General features: G+C 57.8%; 17 protein-coding genes and 1 pseudogene. 15 read left to right on the top strand and 3 right to left on the bottom strand.

The genetic code is table 11. The features are described 5' to 3' along the window. Positions 1-7 precede the first annotated feature (7 nt). Genes dapC through map form a run of 3 tightly spaced genes read right to left on the bottom strand, consistent with a single transcriptional unit; the run spans position 8 to position 4,846 of the window. The gene (dapC, locus tag AB3G35_RS21595; RefSeq protein WP_134049720.1) at positions 8-1,207 is read right to left on the bottom strand and encodes a succinyldiaminopimelate transaminase; all 1,200 of its coding nucleotides are present in this window, start codon (positions 1,205-1,207) and stop codon (positions 8-10) included. A gap of 26 nt (positions 1,208-1,233) precedes the next feature. After that, positions 1,234-3,936 (bottom strand): [protein-PII] uridylyltransferase, encoded by a 2,703-nt coding sequence (locus AB3G35_RS21590; protein WP_016781979.1) that lies wholly within the window; start codon positions 3,934-3,936, stop codon positions 1,234-1,236. 55 nt (positions 3,937-3,991) lie between these two features. Then, positions 3,992-4,846 (bottom strand): type I methionyl aminopeptidase, encoded by an 855-nt coding sequence (gene map / locus AB3G35_RS21585; RefSeq protein WP_081481070.1) that lies wholly within the window; start codon positions 4,844-4,846, stop codon positions 3,992-3,994. Positions 4,847-5,859: 1,013 nt separating this feature from the next. Here map and rpsB point away from each other — a divergent pair. The 15 genes and pseudogenes from rpsB (at position 5,860) to rnhB (ending at position 20,459) form a co-directional block, all read left to right on the top strand. Continuing rightward, positions 5,860-6,603 carry a 30S ribosomal protein S2 gene (gene rpsB / locus AB3G35_RS21580; protein ID WP_016781981.1) on the top strand — a complete coding sequence of 248 codons (744 nt, stop codon included), beginning with the start codon at positions 5,860-5,862 and terminating at the stop codon, positions 6,601-6,603. Positions 6,604-6,809: 206 nt separating this feature from the next. Beyond that, positions 6,810-7,679: a translation elongation factor Ts gene (gene tsf / locus AB3G35_RS21575; protein WP_083369607.1), complete on the top strand. Its 870-nt coding sequence runs from the start codon at positions 6,810-6,812 to the stop codon at positions 7,677-7,679. Between the two features lie 208 nt (positions 7,680-7,887). After that, positions 7,888-8,631, top strand: a complete 744-nt coding sequence (pyrH, locus tag AB3G35_RS21570; protein WP_003440426.1) for a UMP kinase — start codon at positions 7,888-7,890, stop codon at positions 8,629-8,631. Then, positions 8,628-9,185: a ribosome recycling factor gene (gene frr, locus AB3G35_RS21565; protein WP_016781983.1), complete on the top strand. Its 558-nt coding sequence runs from the start codon at positions 8,628-8,630 to the stop codon at positions 9,183-9,185. Before pyrH ends, frr begins: the two co-directional genes overlap by 4 nt. Before the next feature lie 15 nt (positions 9,186-9,200). After that, positions 9,201-9,956 (top strand): polyprenyl diphosphate synthase, encoded by a 756-nt coding sequence (gene uppS, locus AB3G35_RS21560; RefSeq protein ID WP_016781984.1) that lies wholly within the window; start codon positions 9,201-9,203, stop codon positions 9,954-9,956. Continuing rightward, positions 9,956-10,762 (top strand): phosphatidate cytidylyltransferase, encoded by an 807-nt coding sequence (locus AB3G35_RS21555; RefSeq protein WP_016781985.1) that lies wholly within the window; start codon positions 9,956-9,958, stop codon positions 10,760-10,762. Before uppS ends, AB3G35_RS21555 begins: the two co-directional genes overlap by 1 nt. After that, positions 10,759-11,946 carry a 1-deoxy-D-xylulose-5-phosphate reductoisomerase gene (gene ispC, locus AB3G35_RS21550; RefSeq protein ID WP_083369606.1) on the top strand — a complete coding sequence of 396 codons (1,188 nt, stop codon included), beginning with the start codon at positions 10,759-10,761 and terminating at the stop codon, positions 11,944-11,946. The genes AB3G35_RS21555 and ispC overlap by 4 nt, the downstream gene beginning before the upstream one ends. 43 nt (positions 11,947-11,989) lie before the next feature. Beyond that, positions 11,990-13,342 (top strand): RIP metalloprotease RseP, encoded by a 1,353-nt coding sequence (gene rseP / locus AB3G35_RS21545; protein ID WP_134049722.1) that lies wholly within the window; start codon positions 11,990-11,992, stop codon positions 13,340-13,342. A gap of 75 nt (positions 13,343-13,417) precedes the next feature. Continuing rightward, the gene (gene bamA / locus AB3G35_RS21540) at positions 13,418-15,778 is read left to right on the top strand and encodes an outer membrane protein assembly factor BamA (RefSeq protein WP_086798506.1); all 2,361 of its coding nucleotides are present in this window, start codon (positions 13,418-13,420) and stop codon (positions 15,776-15,778) included. A gap of 44 nt (positions 15,779-15,822) precedes the next feature. Beyond that, positions 15,823-16,326, top strand: a complete 504-nt coding sequence (locus tag AB3G35_RS21535) for an OmpH family outer membrane protein (RefSeq protein ID WP_016781988.1) — start codon at positions 15,823-15,825, stop codon at positions 16,324-16,326. Between the two features lie 2 nt (positions 16,327-16,328). Then, positions 16,329-17,383, top strand: a pseudogene (gene lpxD, locus AB3G35_RS21530) (UDP-3-O-(3-hydroxymyristoyl)glucosamine N-acyltransferase). Between the two features lie 109 nt (positions 17,384-17,492). Continuing rightward, positions 17,493-17,933, top strand: a complete 441-nt coding sequence (fabZ, locus tag AB3G35_RS21525; protein WP_016781990.1) for a 3-hydroxyacyl-ACP dehydratase FabZ — start codon at positions 17,493-17,495, stop codon at positions 17,931-17,933. Further along, a complete protein-coding gene (gene lpxA, locus AB3G35_RS21520) occupies positions 17,930-18,706 on the top strand; it encodes an acyl-ACP--UDP-N-acetylglucosamine O-acyltransferase (RefSeq protein WP_016781991.1) in 777 nt (258 codons plus the stop codon). The genes fabZ and lpxA overlap by 4 nt, the downstream gene beginning before the upstream one ends. A gap of 2 nt (positions 18,707-18,708) precedes the next feature. Further along, positions 18,709-19,839, top strand: a complete 1,131-nt coding sequence (lpxB, locus tag AB3G35_RS21515) for a lipid-A-disaccharide synthase (protein ID WP_106115720.1) — start codon at positions 18,709-18,711, stop codon at positions 19,837-19,839. A gap of 11 nt (positions 19,840-19,850) precedes the next feature. Beyond that, entirely contained in the window at positions 19,851-20,459 is a 609-nt protein-coding gene (gene rnhB / locus AB3G35_RS21510; RefSeq protein ID WP_016781993.1) for a ribonuclease HII, read from the top strand. Positions 20,460-20,463: the final 4 nt, after the last annotated feature.

Raw genomic sequence — 20,463 nt, 5'->3', positions numbered from 1 at the left:
GAGCGGATTAGCGGCGACGCTGGATAAAATCGCGGATGCGCCCGGCGGCTTCCACGCACTCAGCCAGTGGCGCAACCAGAGCCATGCGCACGCGCCCAGCCCCCGGGTTGAAGCCGTCTACCTCACGGGACAGGTACGAACCCGGCACTACGGTAACGTGCTCTTCGACAAACAGGTCGCGACAGAACTCGGCATCGTCACCTTCAACCTTGGGCCACAGGTAAAAACCGCCATCCGGGCGTTGTACGTCCAGCACCGGGGTCAAAATCTCCAGCACCGCATCGAACTTCTCGCGATACAGGTCACGGTTGGTGCGTACGTGCTCTTCGTCGTTCCAGGCCGCAATGCTGGCCAGCTGGGTTTGCACCGGCATGGCGCAGCCGTGGTAGGTGCGGTACAGCAGGAACGCCTTGAGGATGTCGGCATCTCCCGCCACAAAACCCGAACGCAAACCCGGCAGGTTCGAGCGCTTGGACAGGCTGTGGAACACCACGCAACGCTTGAAGTCTTCGCGGCCCAGGGCCACGCAGGCGCTGAGCAGGCCGACCGGCGGGGTTTGCTCGTCGAAATACAGCTCGCTGTAGCACTCGTCCGCAGCGATCACGAAGTCGTGTTCGTCGGCCAGGGCGATCAATTTTTTCAGGGTGTTGAGCGGGATCAGCGCGCCGGTCGGGTTGCCTGGCGAGCACAGGAACAGGATCTGGCAGCGCTTCCAGGTGTCGACGGACACCGCATCGAAATCCGGGTTGAAACCATGCTCGGCCAGGCACGGCAGGTAGTGCGGCTGGGCGCCGGCGAGGAAGGCTGCGCCTTCGTAGATCTGATAGAACGGGTTCGGGCTGACGACCAGGGCGTCGTCGCCACGGTTAACCACGGTCTGGGTGAAAGCAAACAGGGCTTCACGGGTGCCATTGACCGGCAGGATGTTGCGCGCCGGGTCGAGCCAGCCCTTGGGTACATTGAAGCGCCGCTCGGCCCAGCCGGCGATGGCTTCGCGCAGCGCCGGGATACCCAGGGTGGTCGGGTACACCGCCATCTGGTCGAGGTTGTCAGCCAGCGCCTTGGCCACGAAGTCCGGGGAGCGGTGTTTCGGTTCGCCAATCGACAGGGCAATCGCACGCTTGTCGGCGTTGGGCTGCACGCTACCAAGCAGGGCGCGCAGTTTTTCGAACGGGTAAGGCTGCAGCTGGTTCAAAGCGTTGTTCATGGGGGGCGGGTCTCACTCGGCGGCGGTTAAATGCTCAGGCGCCACGGTTCTGGGGTTGAATCCTGATTGACCGTCAGTTGCTCGACGATCGCTTCCTGCAAACGCATGCACAGCTGCGGGTCGGACAGCGGCTGGTTGTTTGCATCGGTGATGAAAAATACGTCTTCTACGCGCTCGCCAAGGGTGGCGATCTTGGCGTTTTGCAGCGACAGGTCGAACTCCAGGAAGATCATCCCGATGCGGGCCAGCAGGCCCGGGCGGTCGGGGGCGCTGAGCTCCAGCACGGTCACCGGGCGCTGGGCATCGTTATGGATCGTCACCTGGGGTGCAAAGGCAAAGTGCTTGAGCTGGCGCGGTACCCGGCGCTGGATGATGGTCGGGTAGTCATCCGGATTGCGCAGGGCTTCGGTCAGGCCCTTGCGGATTTTTTCAATCCGCGCCGGGTTGTTGCCGATCGAACCGCCGTCGTTGTCGAGCACGATATAGGTGTCGAGGGTGAACTGGCTGCTGGAGGTGATGATGCGCGCGTCATGGATGTTGAGGTTGAGCTGGTCCATCGCGGCCACGGTCACGGCGAAGAAATCGTGCTGGTCGGGGGCGTAGATAAAGATCTGCGTGCCGCCCTCGAACTCGCGCTGGGTGGTTTCCTTGATCAGCACCAGCGGGCCGCCATCGGCTGGTTGCTGCAGGATCGCCTCGGTGTGCAGGGCCACGTCGGCCGAAGAGTGGCGCAGGAAATAGTCGTCGCCCAGTTGCGACCAGAGTTGCTCGACGTCGTCCTGGTCGGTGCCGCCGCGCACCAGAATGTCCAGCGCTGCACTTTGCGTCTGGCGGATCTGTTCTTCACGGTCCACCGGGTTTTCCAGGCCACGGCGCAGGGCGCGCTTGGTCTCGGTGTAGAGCTGGCGCAACAGGCTGGCGCGCCAGGAGTTCCATAGCGTCGGGTTGGTGGCGTTGATATCGGCGACAGTCAGCACATAGAGGTAGTCGAGGTGGGTTTCGTCGACGACGGTCTGGGCAAAATCATGGATGACTTGCGGGTCCGACAGGTCCTTGCGCTGGGCGGTGGTGGACATCACCAGGTGGTTTTGTACCAGCCACACGATCAGGCGTGTGTCCCACTGCGGCAACTGGTGGCGGATGCAGAACGCTTCGGCATCCACGGCACCGATTTCGGAGTGGTCGCCGTGGCGGCCCTTGCCGATGTCGTGGTACAGGCCCGCCAGGTAAATCAGCTCGGGCTTGGGCAACTTGGCCATCAGCTTACTGGCCAGCGGGAATTTCTCTGACACCTGGGTGTACTGCAACTTACGCAGGTGCTTGATCAGGTTCAGGGTGTGGGCGTCGACCGTATAGATGTGGAACAGGTCGTGCTGCATTTGCCCGACGATAAAGCCGAATTCGGGCAGGTAACGGCCGAGAATGCCGTAGCGGTTCATTCGGCGCAGGTTGCGGTGGATGCCAATCTTGCACTTGAACAGTTCGATAAACAGGCTGGTATTGCGGATGTCCTTGCGGAAATCGTCGTCGATCAGGTAGCGATGTTCACGCAGCAGGCGGATGGTGTCGGCCCGCACGCCCTTGATCTCGGGGTGCTGGGCCATCAGCAGGAAGATTTCCAGCATGGCGAAGGGCGTGCGCTTGAATACGTGGTCGCTGGTGGCTTCGATATAGCCATCGTGCAACTGGAAGCGCGAGTTCAACGGGGTTGGTGGCGCTTCGTCCTCGGGGGCGAGGATCACTTCTTCGAAGTGCTGGATGATCAGGTCGCTGAGCTGGGCAATGCTCATGACCACCCGATAGTACTGTTGCATGAAATTTTCGATGGTCTGCTTGGCGTCTTCGCCGGCAAAACCCAGCAGCTCGCCGATGCTGCGCTGATGGTCGAACAGCAGACGGTCTTCGGCGCGGCCGGCGAGCATGTGCAGGGCATAGCGCACCTTCCACAAAAACTCCTGGGACGAGGCGAGCAGGGCATGCTCGCTCTCGACCAGAAAGCCTTCGCCGGCCAGGGCGCGCAGGTTCAGGGTGCCGTACTGGCGACGGGCTACCCACAAAATGGTCTGGATATCGCGCAGGCCGCCGGGCGAGCCTTTGACGTTGGGTTCCAGGTTGTATTCGGTGTCGTTGTACTTGTGGTGGCGGGCCTTTTGCTCGGCGCGCTTGGCCAGGAAAAACTCTTTGCTGGGCCACATATGGGCAGTGCTGGTGACATCCAGCATGCGCTGGCGCAGACGCTCGGGGCCGGCCACGGTGCGGCTTTCCATCAGGTTGGTGATGATGGTCAGGTCGGCGCGGGCCTGCTCGGCGCATTCATCTACCGAGCGAACGCTCTGGCCTACTTCCAGGCCAATGTCCCACAGTAAAGTCAGAAAGCGCTCGATAGAGTCTCGGAACACTTCGTGGTCAGCGTTATCCAGCAGGATCAGCAGATCGATATCGGAGTAGGGGTGCAATTCGCCCCGGCCATAGCCGCCGACGGCAACCAGCGCGATATCGGCCTGATCGCTCCAGCTGAACTGGTCCCAGGCCTGTTGCAGGATGTTATCGACGAACCATGCACGATCTTCGATCAGGCGGCGAATATCACGCCCCTTTTTGAAGCGTTCGTCGAGTACCTCCCGTGCCTGGCGGATCGCCTTTTTGAAAGCGGCAATGGGGCTTGCCTTCAATGCCAGTTCGGCCTGGAACTGGCCGCGGTCAAAAAGTTCTGGATCCACCTGCGGCATCGATTGGCATTCCTGTCGTGGGTTTTACGGGTTAAACGATGAAAACACGCAAGGATCAGGCCGAAACGCGGGGGATGGTGTCATCGCTGCGCAGGGTGAAGATCTCGTAGCCGGTGTCGGTGACCAGCAGGGTGTGTTCCCACTGGGCAGACAGCTTGCGGTCCTTGGTGATGGCGGTCCAACCGTCGCCCAGCACCTTGGTGTCGGCCTTGCCCTGGTTGATCATCGGCTCGATGGTGAAGGTCATGCCGGCCTTCAGTTCCATGCCGGTGCCAGCGCGGCCGTAGTGCAGGATCTGCGGCTCTTCGTGGAACACCTTGCCGATACCGTGGCCGCAGAACTCGCGTACTACAGAAAAACCGTTCTTTTCAGCGTGCTTCTGGATCACTTCACCGATATCGCCCAGGCGGCAGCCCGGCTTGACGATTTCGATAGCCTTGTACATGCATTCCTGGGTCACCTGGGACAGGCGCTCGGCCCATACCGGTACCTTGCCGACGTGGAACATACGGCTGGTATCGCCGTGATAGCCGTCCTTGATCACGGTGACGTCGATGTTCAGGGTGTCGCCGTCCTTCAGGACCTTGTCGCCCGGGATGCCGTGGCATACCACATGGTTGATCGAGGTACAGATCGACTTGGGGAAGCCTTTATAGTTGAGCGGGGCAGGGATAGCCTTTTGCACATTGACGATATAGTCATGGCAAATGCGGTCCAGCTCTTCGGTGGTAACGCCGGGCTTGACGTATTCGGCGATCATTTCCAGGACTTCGGCGGCCAGTTTGCCGGCGATACGCATTTTTGCGATGTCCTCGGGGGTTTTGAGGGTGACGGTCATTCGGGCTCTCTTCGCGCGTTGGCGCTCATCATCAGGATTGCGGGCGTGCTGTGAATCGTGGCACGCCGTCATAAAAGAGCGATTCTAACAGACGGTCGGCGTTAGTCGTGGGCCTGTAGCCATCGCTTCTCTTAATAGATAGGAGCATTCTGGTTCTATTCCAAGGCCAGGGCAAAAAAGCCGGGCGACCAAAGCACCTGTTTTTAATCTGCTTTTAATCTGCTTTGGATCTGCTTTGGATCTGGCTTTTGATTTTGATCTACCTGCCCCATCGGGAGGCCGAGAGGAGGTTCTGTGTAGTGGGTTGACCGGCATGGATGCCGGGAGAGCCGCGATGGGCCATGGATGGCCCGTGGCGGCGTGCCCACGGAGCGGGACCGGAGCGAGGGAACCTGAGCGCAGCGAAGGCCGTACGCTAGGGGCAAGGCCTTTTTGGTTCCTTTTGTGGCTGTTTGACAAAAGGGACTCGCCGTAAGGGCGAAACCATAATTTCAGTTAGGCGCAAATGCCGGATATGTACTCAAAGTTCAAGTTAGAACCACCGAGTACATATCCATTCGATGTGTCACGGCGTTCTACGGGTTCCGCCCTTACGGCGGGTCACTTTTGGCAAACGCCCCAAAAGTAACCAAAAGGTCTTGGCCCTACCATACGGCCGCCTCGCCAAGGCTCGCCGGTGCCCTCACTCCGGCACTGTTATGGGGGCACGCCGCGACGGGCCATCCATGGCCCATCGCGGCTGGCGCGGCGTCCTGCCGCGCCACCCCCATAACAGCACCTGCGTTCGGCCTTCTGTGATGGGCCCCAGCGGTGTTTGGAATATTTCGGTGGCGGCAGTAGGATTGAGCTACAAGCTACAAACAAGACGTAAACCCTTGCCAGATAAGGGCTTAGCAATAAAGTCTGAATTCACGCTTCGTTTTTTACGCATCTTGTGGTATAAAATGCGCCGCTTTGCGGGTATAGCCCGCAGAGCACAAACCCACACACGTGTCGACACGATGACCTGGGTGCCTTCAGCTTTGAAGCTGCTGGTTGGTCGTTGGGATACGTGGAGGCCTAACCCGACTTATTAAGGAACTATCATGTCCCAAGTCAACATGCGCGATATGCTGAAGGCCGGTGTGCACTTCGGTCACCAAACCCGTTACTGGAACCCGAAGATGGGTAAATACATCTTTGGCGCGCGTAACAAGATCCACATCATCAACCTTGAAAAAACCCTGCCAATGTTCAACGAAGCTCTGACTTTCGTAGAGCGTCTGGCCCAGGGCAAAAACAAGATTCTGTTCGTCGGCACCAAGCGTTCCGCTGGCAAGATCGTTGCTGAAGAAGCAGCACGTTGCGGTTCGCCGTACGTCGATCACCGCTGGTTGGGCGGCATGCTCACCAACTTCAAAACCATTCGTGCTTCGATCAAGCGTCTGCGTGACCTTGAAATCCAGGCAGAAGACGGTACTTTCGCCAAGCTGACCAAGAAAGAGGCGCTGATGCGCACTCGCGATCTGCAGAAGCTGGATCGTAGCCTGGGTGGTATCAAGGACATGGGCGGTCTGCCAGACGCTCTGTTCGTTATCGACGTTGACCACGAGCGTATCGCGATCACCGAAGCTAACAAGTTGGGTATCCCGGTAATCGGCGTTGTCGATACCAACAGCAGCCCAGAAGGTGTTGACTACATCATCCCGGGTAACGATGACGCAATCCGCGCTATCCAGCTGTACATGGGTGCGATGGCTGATGCTGTGATCAAAGGCCGTAACCACGTTGCTGGCGGCACCGACGTTTTCGTCGAAGAAGCTCCAGCTGCAGCGGTAGTTGAAGGCTGAGTAATTAACGCCTAGCGTTTACTCAGTACGCAAAAAGGGGGCTTGGCCCCCTTTTTGCCACCTCGAAATCCATTTGTTGTAACCCTGCTTGTTGTATCTGTATCAGATGGCGACCTGCACGGTTGATTCGGGGTGCGCTTCAAACGAATTGAACGCCCGTTCGGTCGGGTGGAATGGTTGAAAACCTATCCAAGAGGAATTTTGAAATGGCAGAGATTACTGCAGCGTTGGTTAAAGAACTGCGTGAGCGTACTGGCGAAGGCATGATGGACTGCAAGAAAGCCTTGACCAAGGCTGGCGGCGACATCGAAAAAGCCATTGATGACATGCGTGCTTCGGGCGCCATCAAGGCAGCCAAAAAAGCAGGTAACGTTGCTGCTGAAGGCGCTATCGCAGTTAAAGTTGCAGACGACAACAAGTCGGCTGTAATTCTGGAAGTCAACTCGCAAACCGACTTCCTGGCTCTGCAAGAAGACTTCAAAATCTTCGTTAACGACAGCGTTGAAAAAGCGTTCGCTGACAAGCTGACCGACGTTGCTCCGCTGATCGCCGCTCAAGAAGAAGCTCGTCTGATTCTGGTTGGTAAAGTAGGCGAGAACGTAAACATTCGTCGTCTGGCGCGCATCGAAGGCGACGTGGTTGACGCTTACCTGCACGGCAACAAGATCGGTGTTGTGGTAGCTCTGAAAGGCGGCAACGCCGAGCTGGCTCGTGACATCGCCATGCACGTCGCTGCAAGCAATCCTGAGTTCCTGCTGCCATCGCAAGTTTCCGCTGATGCCATCGAACGCGAAAAAACCGTGTTCATGAGCCTCAACGAAGACAAGATCAAAGGCAAGCCAGCCGAAATCGTTGAAAAAATGGTTGCCGGTCGTATCAGCAAGTTCCTGGCTGAAGCCAGCCTGGTTGAGCAAGCTTTCGTCAAGAACCCGGAAATCAAAGTCGGTGACCTGGCCAAGAAAGCCGGCGCTGAAATCGTTTCCTTCACTTACTTCAAAGTAGGTGATGGCATCGAGAAGCCAGTTGACGACTTCGCTGCTGAAGTTGCTGCTCAAGTGGCTGCCAGCAAGCAATAAGACGGTTTTAAACTGTCGACCCGAAGAGGCTGCCCGCTCACGCGCGCAGCCTCTTTTCAAATGGGAGGGGATTTTTCCTTCTCGGCGGAACCGGTTTGCAAATTCGTGTTCCGATGGTGCTGCTGTGCAGTGCCACAGTTAGAACAAGCGCGGGTTGAAAAATGACCTCGCACAGATTATCTATAAAACGCGGCAGGAGAGATTCGCAATGGCTCAGCAGGGCAGTGGTTATCAAGCTCGCTATAAACGCATTCTACTCAAGCTAAGCGGCGAAGCCCTGATGGGCTCTGAAGAGTTCGGGATCGACCCCAAGGTACTCGACCGCATGGCGCTGGAAGTGGGCCAGTTGGTCGGCATCGGCGTTCAGGTAGGATTGGTAATTGGTGGTGGCAACCTGTTCCGTGGTGCCGCATTGAGCGCCGCCGGTATGGATCGTGTGACTGGCGACCATATGGGCATGCTGGCTACCGTGATGAACGCCCTGGCCATGCGCGATGCGCTGGAACGTGCGAATATCTCCGCCATCGTTATGTCGGCCATTTCCATGGTGGGTGTGACCGATCATTACGATCGTCGTAAGGCCATGCGCCATCTGAATGCCAAAGATGTGGTGATTTTCGCTGCAGGCACCGGTAATCCTTTCTTTACAACGGATTCGGCAGCTTGCTTGCGTGCTATCGAAATCGACGCTGATGTCGTGCTCAAGGCAACCAAGGTTGACGGCGTGTACACCGCAGATCCATTCAAAGACCCGCATGCCGAGAAGTTCGATCATCTGACTTACGATGAAGTGCTGGATCGCAAACTGGGTGTTATGGACCTGACGGCCATCTGTCTGTGCCGCGACCACAAAATGCCATTGCGTGTATTTAATATGAACAAGCCCGGCGCCCTGCTCAATATTGTCCACGGTGGCGCTGAAGGTACTCTGATCGAGGAAGGTCAACAATGATCAACGAAATCAAGAAAGACGCTCAAACGCGCATGCAGAAGTCGCTGGAATCCCTGGCTCATGCATTTGGCCAGATCCGTACCGGCAAGGCTCACCCAAGCATTCTGGGTAGCGTGATGGTGCCTTACTATGGCTCGGATACTCCGATCAGCCAGGTAGCCAACATCACCGTTAAAGACTCCCGCACCCTGCAAGTTGTAGCGTTCGAGCGCAACATGCTGGGCGCAGTCGACAAGGCTATCCAGAGCGCCGGTCTGAACCTCAACCCGACCAACCTGGGTGAGTTGCTGCTGATCTCCATGCCGGCTCTGACTGAAGAAACCCGTAAGGTTTTCGCCAAGCAGGCGCGTGATGCTGCTGAAGACGCCCGTATTGCCGTGCGCAATATCCGTCGTGACGCGTTGAGCCAGTTGAAAGATCTGGTCAAGGAGAAGGAAATCAGCGAAGACGAAGAGCGTCGTGCTGCTGATGACATCCAGAAGCTGACCGACAAGGCCGTGGCAGATATCGAAGTTGCCACCAAGCAGAAAGAAGCGGACCTGATGGCCGTATAAGGGTCAGGGCGTTTTATGGAAAAGACGAAGCAGGCTGACCCGTCATCTGTTCCGCGACATGTCGCGATCATCATGGACGGTAATAATCGCTGGGCGAAAAAACGCTTTCTGCCGGGCGTTGCCGGGCATAAAGCGGGTGTGGATGCGGTTCGTGCGGTCATTGAAGTATGTGCCGAGGCCGGGGTCGAGGTACTGACCCTGTTCGCGTTTTCCAGTGAAAACTGGCAGCGGCCTGCCGCTGAAGTCAGTGCCTTGATGGATCTGTTTTTCAGGGCGCTGCGTCGTGAGGCCAAGCGCCTCAACGAAAACGAGATCAGCCTGCGGATCATTGGCGACCGCTCGCGCTTTCATCCCGATTTGCAAAAGGCGATGCGTGAAGCGGAAGCAATGACAGTGGGCGAAGGCCGCTTTGTCTTGCAGATTGCCGCCAACTACGGTGGCCAGTGGGATATCGCACAGGCCGCACAGCAGTTGGCACGTCAGGTCCAGGCAGGGCACTTGCAACCGGAGGATATCACTGCGGGCTTGCTGCAAACCTGTCTGGTAACGGGCGATCTGCCATTGCCCGATCTGTGTATTCGCACCGGTGGCGAGCACCGCATCAGCAATTTCCTGCTGTGGCAGCTGGCCTATTCCGAGTTGTACTTCTCCGACCTGTTCTGGCCGGACTTCAAACACGAGGCCATGCAGTACGCATTGGCTGATTTCGCTTCTCGCCAGCGCCGCTTCGGTAAAACGAGCGAGCAGGTTGAGGCTGGAGCCCGGGTTTAATGCTTAAACAACGAATCATCACTGCACTTATCTTGCTGCCCATTGCCTTGTGCGGCTTTTTCCTGCTCGAGGGCAGCGGCTTTGCGCTGTTTATTGGCCTGGTCGTGACCCTGGGTGCCTGGGAATGGGCGCGTCTTGCCGGTTTTGAGGCGCAAGGTGCGCGGGTGCTGTTTGCTGCGATAGTGGCCGTGCTGCTGTTTGGCCTGCACCTCTTTCCTGATCTGGCACCCTGGGTGCTGGGGGCGGCGGTATTGTGGTGGGCGGCAGCGACCTATTTTGTGCTGACCTTTCCGCAATCGGCCGTTCACTGGTCGAGCATTGCCAGCAAGCTGGTCATTGGCCTGTTGATCCTGTTGCCGGCCTGGCAAGGTCTGGTCCTGATCAAGGCGATGCCGCTTGGCAACTGGCTGATCATGGCAGTGATGGTTCTGGTGTGGGGCGCAGATATCGGCGCTTATTTTTCCGGACGCAAATTCGGCAAGCGCAAGCTCGCCCCTAAAGTCAGCCCGGGCAAAAGCTGGGAAGGCGTTTTTGGCGGCTTGTTGCTGAGCCTGCTGATCACCGCCGTTGTCGGGGTGGTGCGTGGCTGGAGCGCTTCGCAGATGTTTGCCGCGTTGGTGGGCGCTGCCGTAATCGTATTGATATCGGTAGTCGGCGACCTTACGGAAAGCATGTTCAAGCGCCAGGCCGGGATCAAGGACAGCAGCAACCTGCTGCCGGGTCACGGTGGTGTTCTGGATCGCATCGACAGCCTGACGGCGGCGATCCCTGTATTTGCTGTATTGCTGTGGATGGCGGCTTCATGAGTCGTCCACAACAGATTACTGTTCTGGGTGCTACGGGCTCTATCGGCCTGAGCACCCTGGATGTTATTGCTCGTCATCCCGAGCGCTATCAGGCGTTCGCGTTGAGCGGCTATAGCCGTCTCGACGAGCTGCTGGCCTTGTGTGTCAAGCATCGGCCGCAAGTTGCCGTGGTCCCCCATGAACAGGCTGCCAGCCAGTTGCAGGCTGGCCTGCGCGCGGCCGGGCTGAACACTGAAGTGCTGGTGGGTGAAGAGGGCTTGTGCCAGATTGCCTCGGCGCCTGAAGTCGATGCGGTCATGGCGGCCATTGTCGGTGCCGCAGGCCTGCGCCCGACACTGGCGGCGGTGAATGCTGGCAAAAAGATACTGCTGGCCAATAAAGAAGCGCTGGTGATGACCGGCGACCTGTTTATGCAGGCCGTGCGTCGCAGCGGTTCGGTCTTGCTGCCCATCGACAGCGAGCACAATGCGATCTTCCAGTGCTTGCCTCAGGATTTTGCCCGCGGCCTGGGTAATGTCGGTGTTCGTCGGATTTTGCTCACTGCCTCTGGCGGACCGTTCCGTGAGACGCCGTTGGCCGAGCTTGAGCACGTCACGCCGGATCAAGCCTGCGCTCATCCCAACTGGTCGATGGGGCGCAAGATTTCGGTGGACTCGGCGAGCATGATGAACAAGGGCCTGGAGCTGATCGAGGCCTGCTGGTTGTTCGATGCGCGTCCGGACCAGGTCGAGGTGGTGATCCATCCGCAAAGCGTGATCCACTCGCTGGTCGATTATGTAGATGGCTCGGTGCTGGCCCAGTTGGGCAACCCTGATATGCGCACGCCGATTGCCAATGCCCTGGCCTGGCCTGAGCGGATTGACTCGGGTGTAGCGCCGCTGGACCTGTTTGCGGTGGCGCGGCTGGACTTTCAGCGCCCTGACGAGCAACGTTTCCCGTGTTTGCGCCTGGCGCGCGAGGCCGCGATGGCGGGCAATAGTGCGCCGGCCATGCTCAATGCGGCGAACGAGGTTGCCGTGGCCGCCTTTTTGGACGGGCGAATCCGTTATCCGCAGATCGCGCGTATTATCGAAGACGTATTGAATAGCGAGCCAGTTGTGGCTGTCGACGAATTGGACGCGGTATTTGCCGCCGATAGCAAAGCCCGGATGCTGGCTGAACAGTGGTTGAGTCGTAACGGCTGAAAGTGGTGTTTGCCGGAACCGGACAGAATCGCGGAGAAAGTAGATGAGTGCGCTCTATATGATTGTTGGCACCCTGGTGGCATTGGGGGTGCTGGTCACTTTTCATGAATTCGGTCACTTTTGGGTGGCACGCCGTTGTGGCGTCAAGGTTCTGCGCTTCTCCGTGGGCTTCGGTACGCCCTTGCTGCGCTGGCATGATCGTCAGGGCACCGAGTTTGTCGTGGCAGCCATCCCGTTGGGTGGCTACGTCAAGATGCTCGATGAGCGTGAAGGCGAAGTGCCTGCTGACCAGCTCGATCAGTCGTTCAACCGCAAGACCGTAGGTCAGCGCATTGCCATTGTTGCGGCCGGGCCGATTGCCAACTTCATGCTGGCGATGGCGTTCTTCTGGGTGCTGGCAATGATGGGCAGCCAGCAAGTGCGGCCGGTTATCGGTGCGGTAGAGGGCGGCAGCCTGGCGGCGCAGGCCGGTCTGGTTGCAGGCCAGGAAATTGTATCTATTGATGGCGAACCAACCACAGGCTGGTCCAACGTCAATCTGCAACTGGTTCGCCGTCTGGGTGAAAGCGGCTCCTTGCAGGTTGTGGTGCGTGAGCCGGGTACTACCGCCGAGGCGTCCCATCAGTTGGTGTTGAAAGACTGGCTCAAGGGCGCTGATGAGCCTGACCCTATCAAATCTCTGGGTATTCGCCCGTGGCGGCCCGAGTTGCCGGCCGTTCTGGCTGAGCTCGATCCGAAAGGTCCGGCCCAGGCTGCCGGGCTTAAAACCGGTGACAAGCTGTTGGCCCTCAACGATCAGGCCGTCAAGGACTGGCAGCAGGTCGTGGACTGGGTTCGCGTACACCCTGAAGCCCGTATTGTCGTGCATGTCGAGCGCGACGGGGTGCAACTGGACATTCCACTTACCCTGGCCGCTCGCGGTGAAGGCAAGGCGGCAACCGGTTATCTGGGGGCCGGGGTCAAAGGTGTCGACTGGCCACCAGCGATGATCCGCGAGGTCAGCTATGGGCCGCTCGCAGCAATCGGGGAGGGGGCCAAACGCACCTGGACCATGAGCATTTTGACGCTCGACTCCCTGAAGAAAATGTTGTTCGGCGAGCTCTCGGTAAAAAACTTGAGTGGACCGATAACCATTGCTAAAGTGGCGGGCGCTTCTGCCCAGTCGGGTGTTGCTGATTTCCTGAATTTCCTGGCTTATCTGAGTATCAGTCTAGGGGTTCTGAATTTGTTGCCCATACCTGTACTGGATGGGGGACATTTGTTGTTTTATCTGATCGAGTGGGCGCGTGGTCGTCCCTTGTCGGATCGGGTGCAGGGTTGGGGAATGCAGATCGGTATCAGTTTGGTGGTCGGGGTGATGTTGCTTGCCTTGATCAACGATCTGGGCCGTCTGTAAACGCTTCGCTGAATTGCGAATCTGCCGCATTTTGCGGCAGTTTGTTTATTGCCAGTTGGAATAAGAAAGGACTTCATGAAACGTCTGCTGCTAACTGCGGTTCTCACCGTACTGATGATCGCCGAAGTTCACGCCGAGTCCTTCACTATCTCTGATATCCGTGTCAACGGCCTCCAGCGGGTTTCCGCCGGTAGCGTGTTTGGCGCGTTGCCTCTGAACGTGGGTGAAGTAGCGGATGACCGCCGTCTGGTGGATTCCACTCGTGCGTTGTTCAAAACCGGTTTCTTTCAGGATATCCAGCTGGGTCGTGATGGCAATGTGCTTGTTATCACGGTTGTCGAACGCCCCTCCGTCTCCAGCATCACCATTGACGGCAACAAGGCGATCTCTACTGATGACCTGATGAAAGGTCTGAAGCAGTCGGGCCTGGCCGAAGGTGAAATCTTCCAGCGTGCCACCCTTGAAGGCGTGCGTAACGAACTGCAACGCCAGTATGTTGCCCAGGGCCGCTATTCGGCGACGGTAGACACCGAAGTGGTGCCCGAGCCGCGTAACCGCGTTGCCTTGAAGGTCAACATCAACGAAGGCACGGTTGCCGCGATTCAGCACATCAACGTGGTGGGCAACACGGTATTCCCTGAGGCCGACCTGGTTGACCTGTTCGAACTCAAAACCACGAACTGGCTGTCGTTCTTCAAGAACGACGACAAGTACGCGCGTGAAAAACTGTCGGGTGACCTCGAGCGTCTGCGCTCCTACTACCTCGATCGCGGCTATATCAACATGGATATCGCCTCGACCCAGGTATCGATCACGCCTGACAAGAAAAGCGTCTACATCACCGTCAACGTGAATGAAGGCGAAAAATACAATGTCGGCGAAGTGAAGCTGAGCGGTGACCTCAAGGTCCCGGAAGATCAGATCAAGTCGCTGCTGCTGGTTCAGCCGGGCCAGGTGTTCTCGCGCAAGCTGATGACCACCACCTCCGAGCTGATCACCCGTCGTCTGGGTAACGAAGGCTACACCTTCGCCAACGTCAACGGCGTGCCTCAACCAAACCCTGAAGACCACACCGTGGCCATCACCTTTGTGGTCGATCCGGGCAAGCGTGCTTACGTGAACCGCATCAACTACCGCGGCAACACCAAGTCTGAAGACGAAGTGCTGCGTCGCGAAATGCGCCAGATGGAAGGTGGCTGGGCTTCGACTTACCTGATTGACCAGTCCAAGGTCCGCCTTGAGCGCCTGGGCTTCTTCAAGGAAGTCAACGTCGAAACTCCGGCAGTGCCGGGTACTGACGATATGGTGGACGTGAACTACGCAGTGGAAGAACAGGCGTCGGGTTCCATTACCGCCAGCGTCGGTTTTGCCCAGAGCGCCGGTTTGATCCTGGGCGGTTCGATTACCCAGAACAACTTCCTGGGTACGGGCAACAAGGTCAGCATTGGCCTGACCCGCAGCGAATACCAGAGCCGCTACAACTTCAGCTATGTCGATCCGTACTGGACAGCTGATGGCGTGAGCCTGGGTTACAACGCGTTCTACCGCACTACCGACTACAAAGATCTGGACGTTGACGTAGCAAACTACTCCGTGGACAGCCTGGGTGCTGGCATCACCATGGGCTACCCGATCAGCGACACATCGCGCCTGACCTACGGCCTGACCGTACAGCAGGATGAAATCAGCACCGGCCAGTACACCGTTGACGAGATTTTCGACTTCGTAAACCGTGAAGGCGACAAGTACCTCAACTTCAAGGCGTCGGTTGGCTGGTCTGAATCGACCCTGAACAAAGGCGTATTGCCGACTCGCGGCAGCTCGCAGAGCTTGGTGTTTGAAACCACCATTCCTGGCAGCGACCTGCAGTTCTACAAACTGGACTACCGTGCTCAGCTGTTCCAGCCGTTGACCGACACCTACACCATGCGTCTGCACACAGAGTTGGGCTATGGTGATGGCTATGGTTCGACCGAAGGCTTGCCGTTTTATGAAAACTACTATGCCGGTGGCTTCAACTCGGTACGTGGCTTCAAGGACAGCGCTTTGGGCCCACGCAGTACCCCAAGCCGTGGTGCGGGTGTAACTGGTAACGTAGGCACCATCGCCGACCCGGACCAGGATCCGCTGCCATTCGGTGGTAACGTGCTGATCCAGGGTGGTGTAGAAGTTCTGTTCCCGATGCCGTTCGTGAAAGACCAGCGTTCCCTGCGCACCTCCGTATTCTGGGATGTGGGTAACGTGTTCGACACCAACTGCAAGGGCGACACCAAGGATTGCGATATTGGTTTCAGCAACCTGGCCAGCTCTGTGGGTGTTGGTGTGACCTGGGTGACTGCGCTTGGCCCGTTGAGCTTCAGCTTGGCCATGCCGATCAAGAAACCGGATGACGCAGACACTCAAGTGTTCCAATTCTCCCTCGGCCAGACTTTCTAAAGCCTGACCTTAGATACAGACAACGGATTTTTTAGGAGTGCATCGTGCGTAAGTTGACTCAATTGGTTCTCCTGGCTTCGGTACTGGTAGCTGGCCCGGCTTTCGCCGACATGAAAATTGCCGTACTGAACTATCAGATGGCATTGCTTGAGTCGGATGCTGCCAAGCGTTACGCCGTGGATGCCGAGAAGAAATTTGGCCCGCAACTGACCAAGCTCAAAAGCCTGGAAAGCAGCGCCAAGGGTATTCAGGACCGTCTGGTAAAAGGCGGCGACAAAATGCAGCAGGGCGAGCGTGAGCGTCTGGAGCTTGAATTCAAGCAAAAGGCCCGTGACTTCCAGTTCCAGTCCAAGGAACTGAACGAAGCCAAAGCCGTCGCTGACCGTGAAATGCTGAAACAGCTGAAGCCGAAACTGGACAGCGCTGTTGAAGAAGTCATCAAAAAAGGCGCCTATGACCTGGTGTTCGAGCGTGGTGCTGTGATTGATGTTAAACCTCAGTACGACATCACTCGCCAAGTTATCGAGCGCATGAATCAGCTGAAGTAATTATGACTGCGACTATAAAACTCGGCCAATTGGCCGAGTTCCTGGGGGCCACCTTGCGTGGCTCCGCGGAGAAAGAAATCACTGGGCTAGCCACTTTACAAGAGGCTGGCCCAGCTCAGTTGAGCTTTCTGGCCAACCCGCAATACCGCAAATTCCTCGTTGATTGCCACGCCGGAGCCGTATTGCTCAAGGCTGCAGACGCCGAAGAGTATGCCGGTGATGCCCTGGTTGTACCCGATCCTTACCTGGCTTATGCCCGAATTTCCCACCTGTTCGATCCCAAGCCCAAAGCGGCTGCCGGTGTTCACCCCTCGGCGGTGATTGCTGCCGACGCGGTGGTTGATCCGGCGGCGAGCATCGGTGCGTTTGCAGTAATTGAAAGCGGTGCACGCATTGCTGCCGGTGTCACGGTGGGCCCGCATTGCTTTATCGGGGCCCGCTGCGAAATTGGCGAAGGCGGCTGGCTGGCTCCACGGGTGACGCTGTATCACGATGTTCGCATCGGCAAGCGCGTGGTCATTCAGTCGGGTGCAGTGCTGGGCGGTGAAGGCTTCGGCTTTGCCAACGAAAAAGGCGTGTGGCAAAAAATCGCGCAAATCGGTGGTGTGACCATTGGTGATGATGTCGAAATCGGCGTCAATACCGCCATCGACCGTGGTGCCCTGGCCGATACGATTATCGGTAATGGCGTCAAGCTGGATAACCAGATCCAGATCGCGCACAACGTTCAGGTCGGTGACCATACGGCCATGGCCGCGTGTTGCGGGATCTCGGGCAGCACTAAAATTGGCAAGCACTGCATGTTGGCGGGTGGTGTCGGTTTGGTGGGGCATATCGAAATTTGTGACAATGTGTTCTTGACTGGCATGACGATGGTGACCCACTCGATTACCGAGCCTGGTGCCTACTCTTCCGGTACTGCAATGCAGCCCGCTGCTGAGTGGCGAAAAAGTGCCGCACGCATTCGTCAGCTGGACGATATCGCCCGACGGTTGAAACAACTGGAAAAGCGCGTCGACAAGTGACCCCCGGCGGTAAAGCTTCTTCAAAAGGCTAATACAATTTCCATATCAAGCGTGCAGAACCATTGGTTTGCTTCCTTGATTTGCTAGAGGAGCGCGCCTTAGTCGCGCGCGCCCAATCTTTATTACAGGCTTCCCCACGAAATGATGGACATCAACGAGATTCGCGAATATCTGCCCCACCGTTACCCGTTCCTGCTGGTGGACCGAGTGGTGGATCTGGATGTCGAGAACAAGCGCATTCGTGCCTACAAGAATGTCAGCATCAATGAGCCTTTTTTCAATGGCCACTTTCCGGCGCATCCGATCATGCCGGGTGTGTTGATCATTGAAGCCATGGCCCAGGCTGCGGGCATCCTTGGCTTCAAGATGATGGACCTCAAGCCGGCTGACGGCACGCTCTACTACTTTGTAGGCTCGGACAAGCTACGCTTTCGTCAGCCCGTGCTGCCGGGTGATCAACTGATCCTCGAGGCCAAGTTCCTGAGCTGCAAGCGTTCGATCTGGAAATTCGAGTGCCAGGCCACGGTAGACGGCAAGCCGGTATGCTCGGCTGAAATCATTTGTGCGGAACGCAAACTATGAGTTTGATTGACCCTCGCGCAATCATCGATCCGACGGCCATCTTGGCCGACGACGTCGAGGTCGGCCCTTGGTCGATCATCGGCGCAGGTGTGGAAATCGGCGAGGGGACAGTGATTGGGCCGCATGTGATTCTCAAGGGCCCAACCAGGATCGGTAAGCACAATCGCATCTACCAGTTCTCATCGGTAGGCGAGGACACCCCTGATCTGAAGTACAAGGGCGAAGAAACTCGCCTGGTGATCGGTGACCACAACGTTATTCGTGAAGGCGTCACCATTCATCGCGGAACCATTCAGGACCGCTCCGAAACCACACTGGGTGATCACAACCTGGTGATGGCCTATGCCCATATCGGTCATGACAGCGTCATTGGCAACCATTGCATCCTGGTCAACAACTCTGCGTTGGCGGGCCATGTGCATATGGGCGATTGGGCGATCCTGTCGGGTTTTACCCTGGTTCATCAGTTCTGCCATATCGGTGCCCACAGCTTTTCGGGCATGGGTACTGCCATCGGCAAGGACGTTCCGGCATTTGTCACCGTATTCGGCAGCCCTGCCGAAGCCCGCAGCATGAACTTTGAAGGCATGCGCCGTCGCGGCTTCAGCGACGATGCCATCCATGCCTTGCGTCGTGCCTACAAGGTGGTTTACCGCCAGGGGCTGACGGTTGATCAGGCGCTTGCCGAGCTGGCCGAGCCTGCCGCGCAGTTCCCGGAAGTTGCCATGTTTGTAGAGTCCATCCGCACATCCACTCGCGGCATTACGCGCTAGTCATGGCCAGATTGCGTATTGCGCTGGTGGCGGGTGAAGCCTCGGGCGACATTCTGGGCTCGGGGTTGATGCGGGCGCTAAAGGCGCAGCATGGCGACATCGAATTTATCGGCGTTGGCGGTCCGTTGATGGAAGCAGAGGGCATGAGTTCCTACTTCCCGATGGAACGCCTGTCGGTCATGGGCCTGGTTGAAGTGCTGGGGCGCCTGCGTGAACTGCTCAAGCGCCGCAAGCTGCTGGTGCAGACCCTGATTGCCGAAAAACCCGATGTGTTTATCGGTATCGATGCGCCGGATTTCACCCTCAATATCGAACTTCAATTGCGTCGTGCCGGGATCAAGACCGTGCATTACGTAAGCCCGTCCGTGTGGGCGTGGCGGCAGAAGCGCGTGCTGAAAATCCGCGAAGGCTGCGATTTGATGCTCACGCTGTTGCCCTTTGAAGCCAAATTCTATGAAGAGCACGGCGTTCCCGTGCGTTTCGTCGGGCATACCTTGGCCGATACCATCCCGCTTGAAGCCGACAAGGCCGCTGCTCGCGCCGAACTTGGGTTGCCAGACGGGCCGTTGGTGGCCTTGATGCCCGGCAGTCGCGGCGGCGAAGTGGGCAAGCTGGGCGGGCTGTTTCTTGATGCCGCGCAAAAGATCCGTGAAGCGCGGCCCGAAGTGCGTTTTGTCCTGCCCTGTGCCAATGCCGCCCGTCGCGAGCAGATCGAGCAGTTGCTGGTGGGGCGCGACCTGCCGTTGACCTTGCTGGACGGGCAATCCCATCTGGCCCTGGCGGCCTGTGATGCAGTGTTGATCGCATCCGGCACGGCAACCCTCGAAGCCTTGCTGTACAAGCGGCCGATGGTGGTGGCTTATCGCCTTGCGCGCCTGACGTTCTGGATTCTCAAGCGTCTGGTCAAAAGCCCGTATGTGTCGCTGCCCAACTTGCTGGCCCAGCGCATGCTGGTGCCCGAGCTGTTGCAGGATGCGGCGACCCCGGAAGCTCTGGCCCGCACCTTGCTGCCCTTGCTCGACGGTGGCGAAGAACAGACCCGCGGTTTTGACGAAATCCATCGCACCTTGCGCCTCGACGCTTCCAATCAGGCCGCCCAAGCGGTGCTGGACCTGATTGCACAATCCAAATGAGTAAAGTAACCATGCAAATCGGCTTGGACTTCAATCTGGTCGAAGATCTCGTGGCCGGTGTCGATGAAGTGGGGCGTGGCCCCTTGTGCGGAGCTGTGGTAACGGCAGCCGTGATTCTCGACCCCAATCGGCCTATCGCCGGGCTCAACGATTCGAAAAAACTCACCGAAGCCCGTCGCGAAAAGCTGTTCGACGAAATCCGTGAAAAAGCCCTGAGCTGGTGCATTGCCCGGGCTGAAGTCGAAGAAATCGACGAACTGAACATTTTGCACGCCACCATGCTGGCCATGCAGCGCGCTGTGGAGGGGCTGAGTATTACCCCTAAACTGGCGATGATCGACGGTAATCGCTGCCCCAAGCTGGCAATGCCGGCCGAGGCCGTGGTCAAGGGTGATAGCAAGGTACCGGCAATTGCTGCGGCATCGATCCTGGCCAAGGTCAGCCGTGATCGCGAGATGGCGGCGTTCGAGCTGCAATACCCGGGTTATGGCATTGGCGGGCACAAGGGTTATCCAACCGCCGTTCACCTTGAAGCACTTGAGCGCTTGGGCCCTACACCGATTCACCGGCGCTCGTTTGGCCCGGTGCGTCGTGCTTACGAGGCCCTTGAAGGCCTTTAGCCAT

It is taken from the genome of Pseudomonas sp. WC2401 (genome assembly GCF_041200115.1).
GTDB lineage: Bacteria > Pseudomonadota > Gammaproteobacteria > Pseudomonadales > Pseudomonadaceae > Aquipseudomonas > Aquipseudomonas fragi.
The sequence above is the reverse complement of the archived record's forward strand: the minus strand, read 5'-3'. Positions and strand labels throughout refer to the sequence as shown.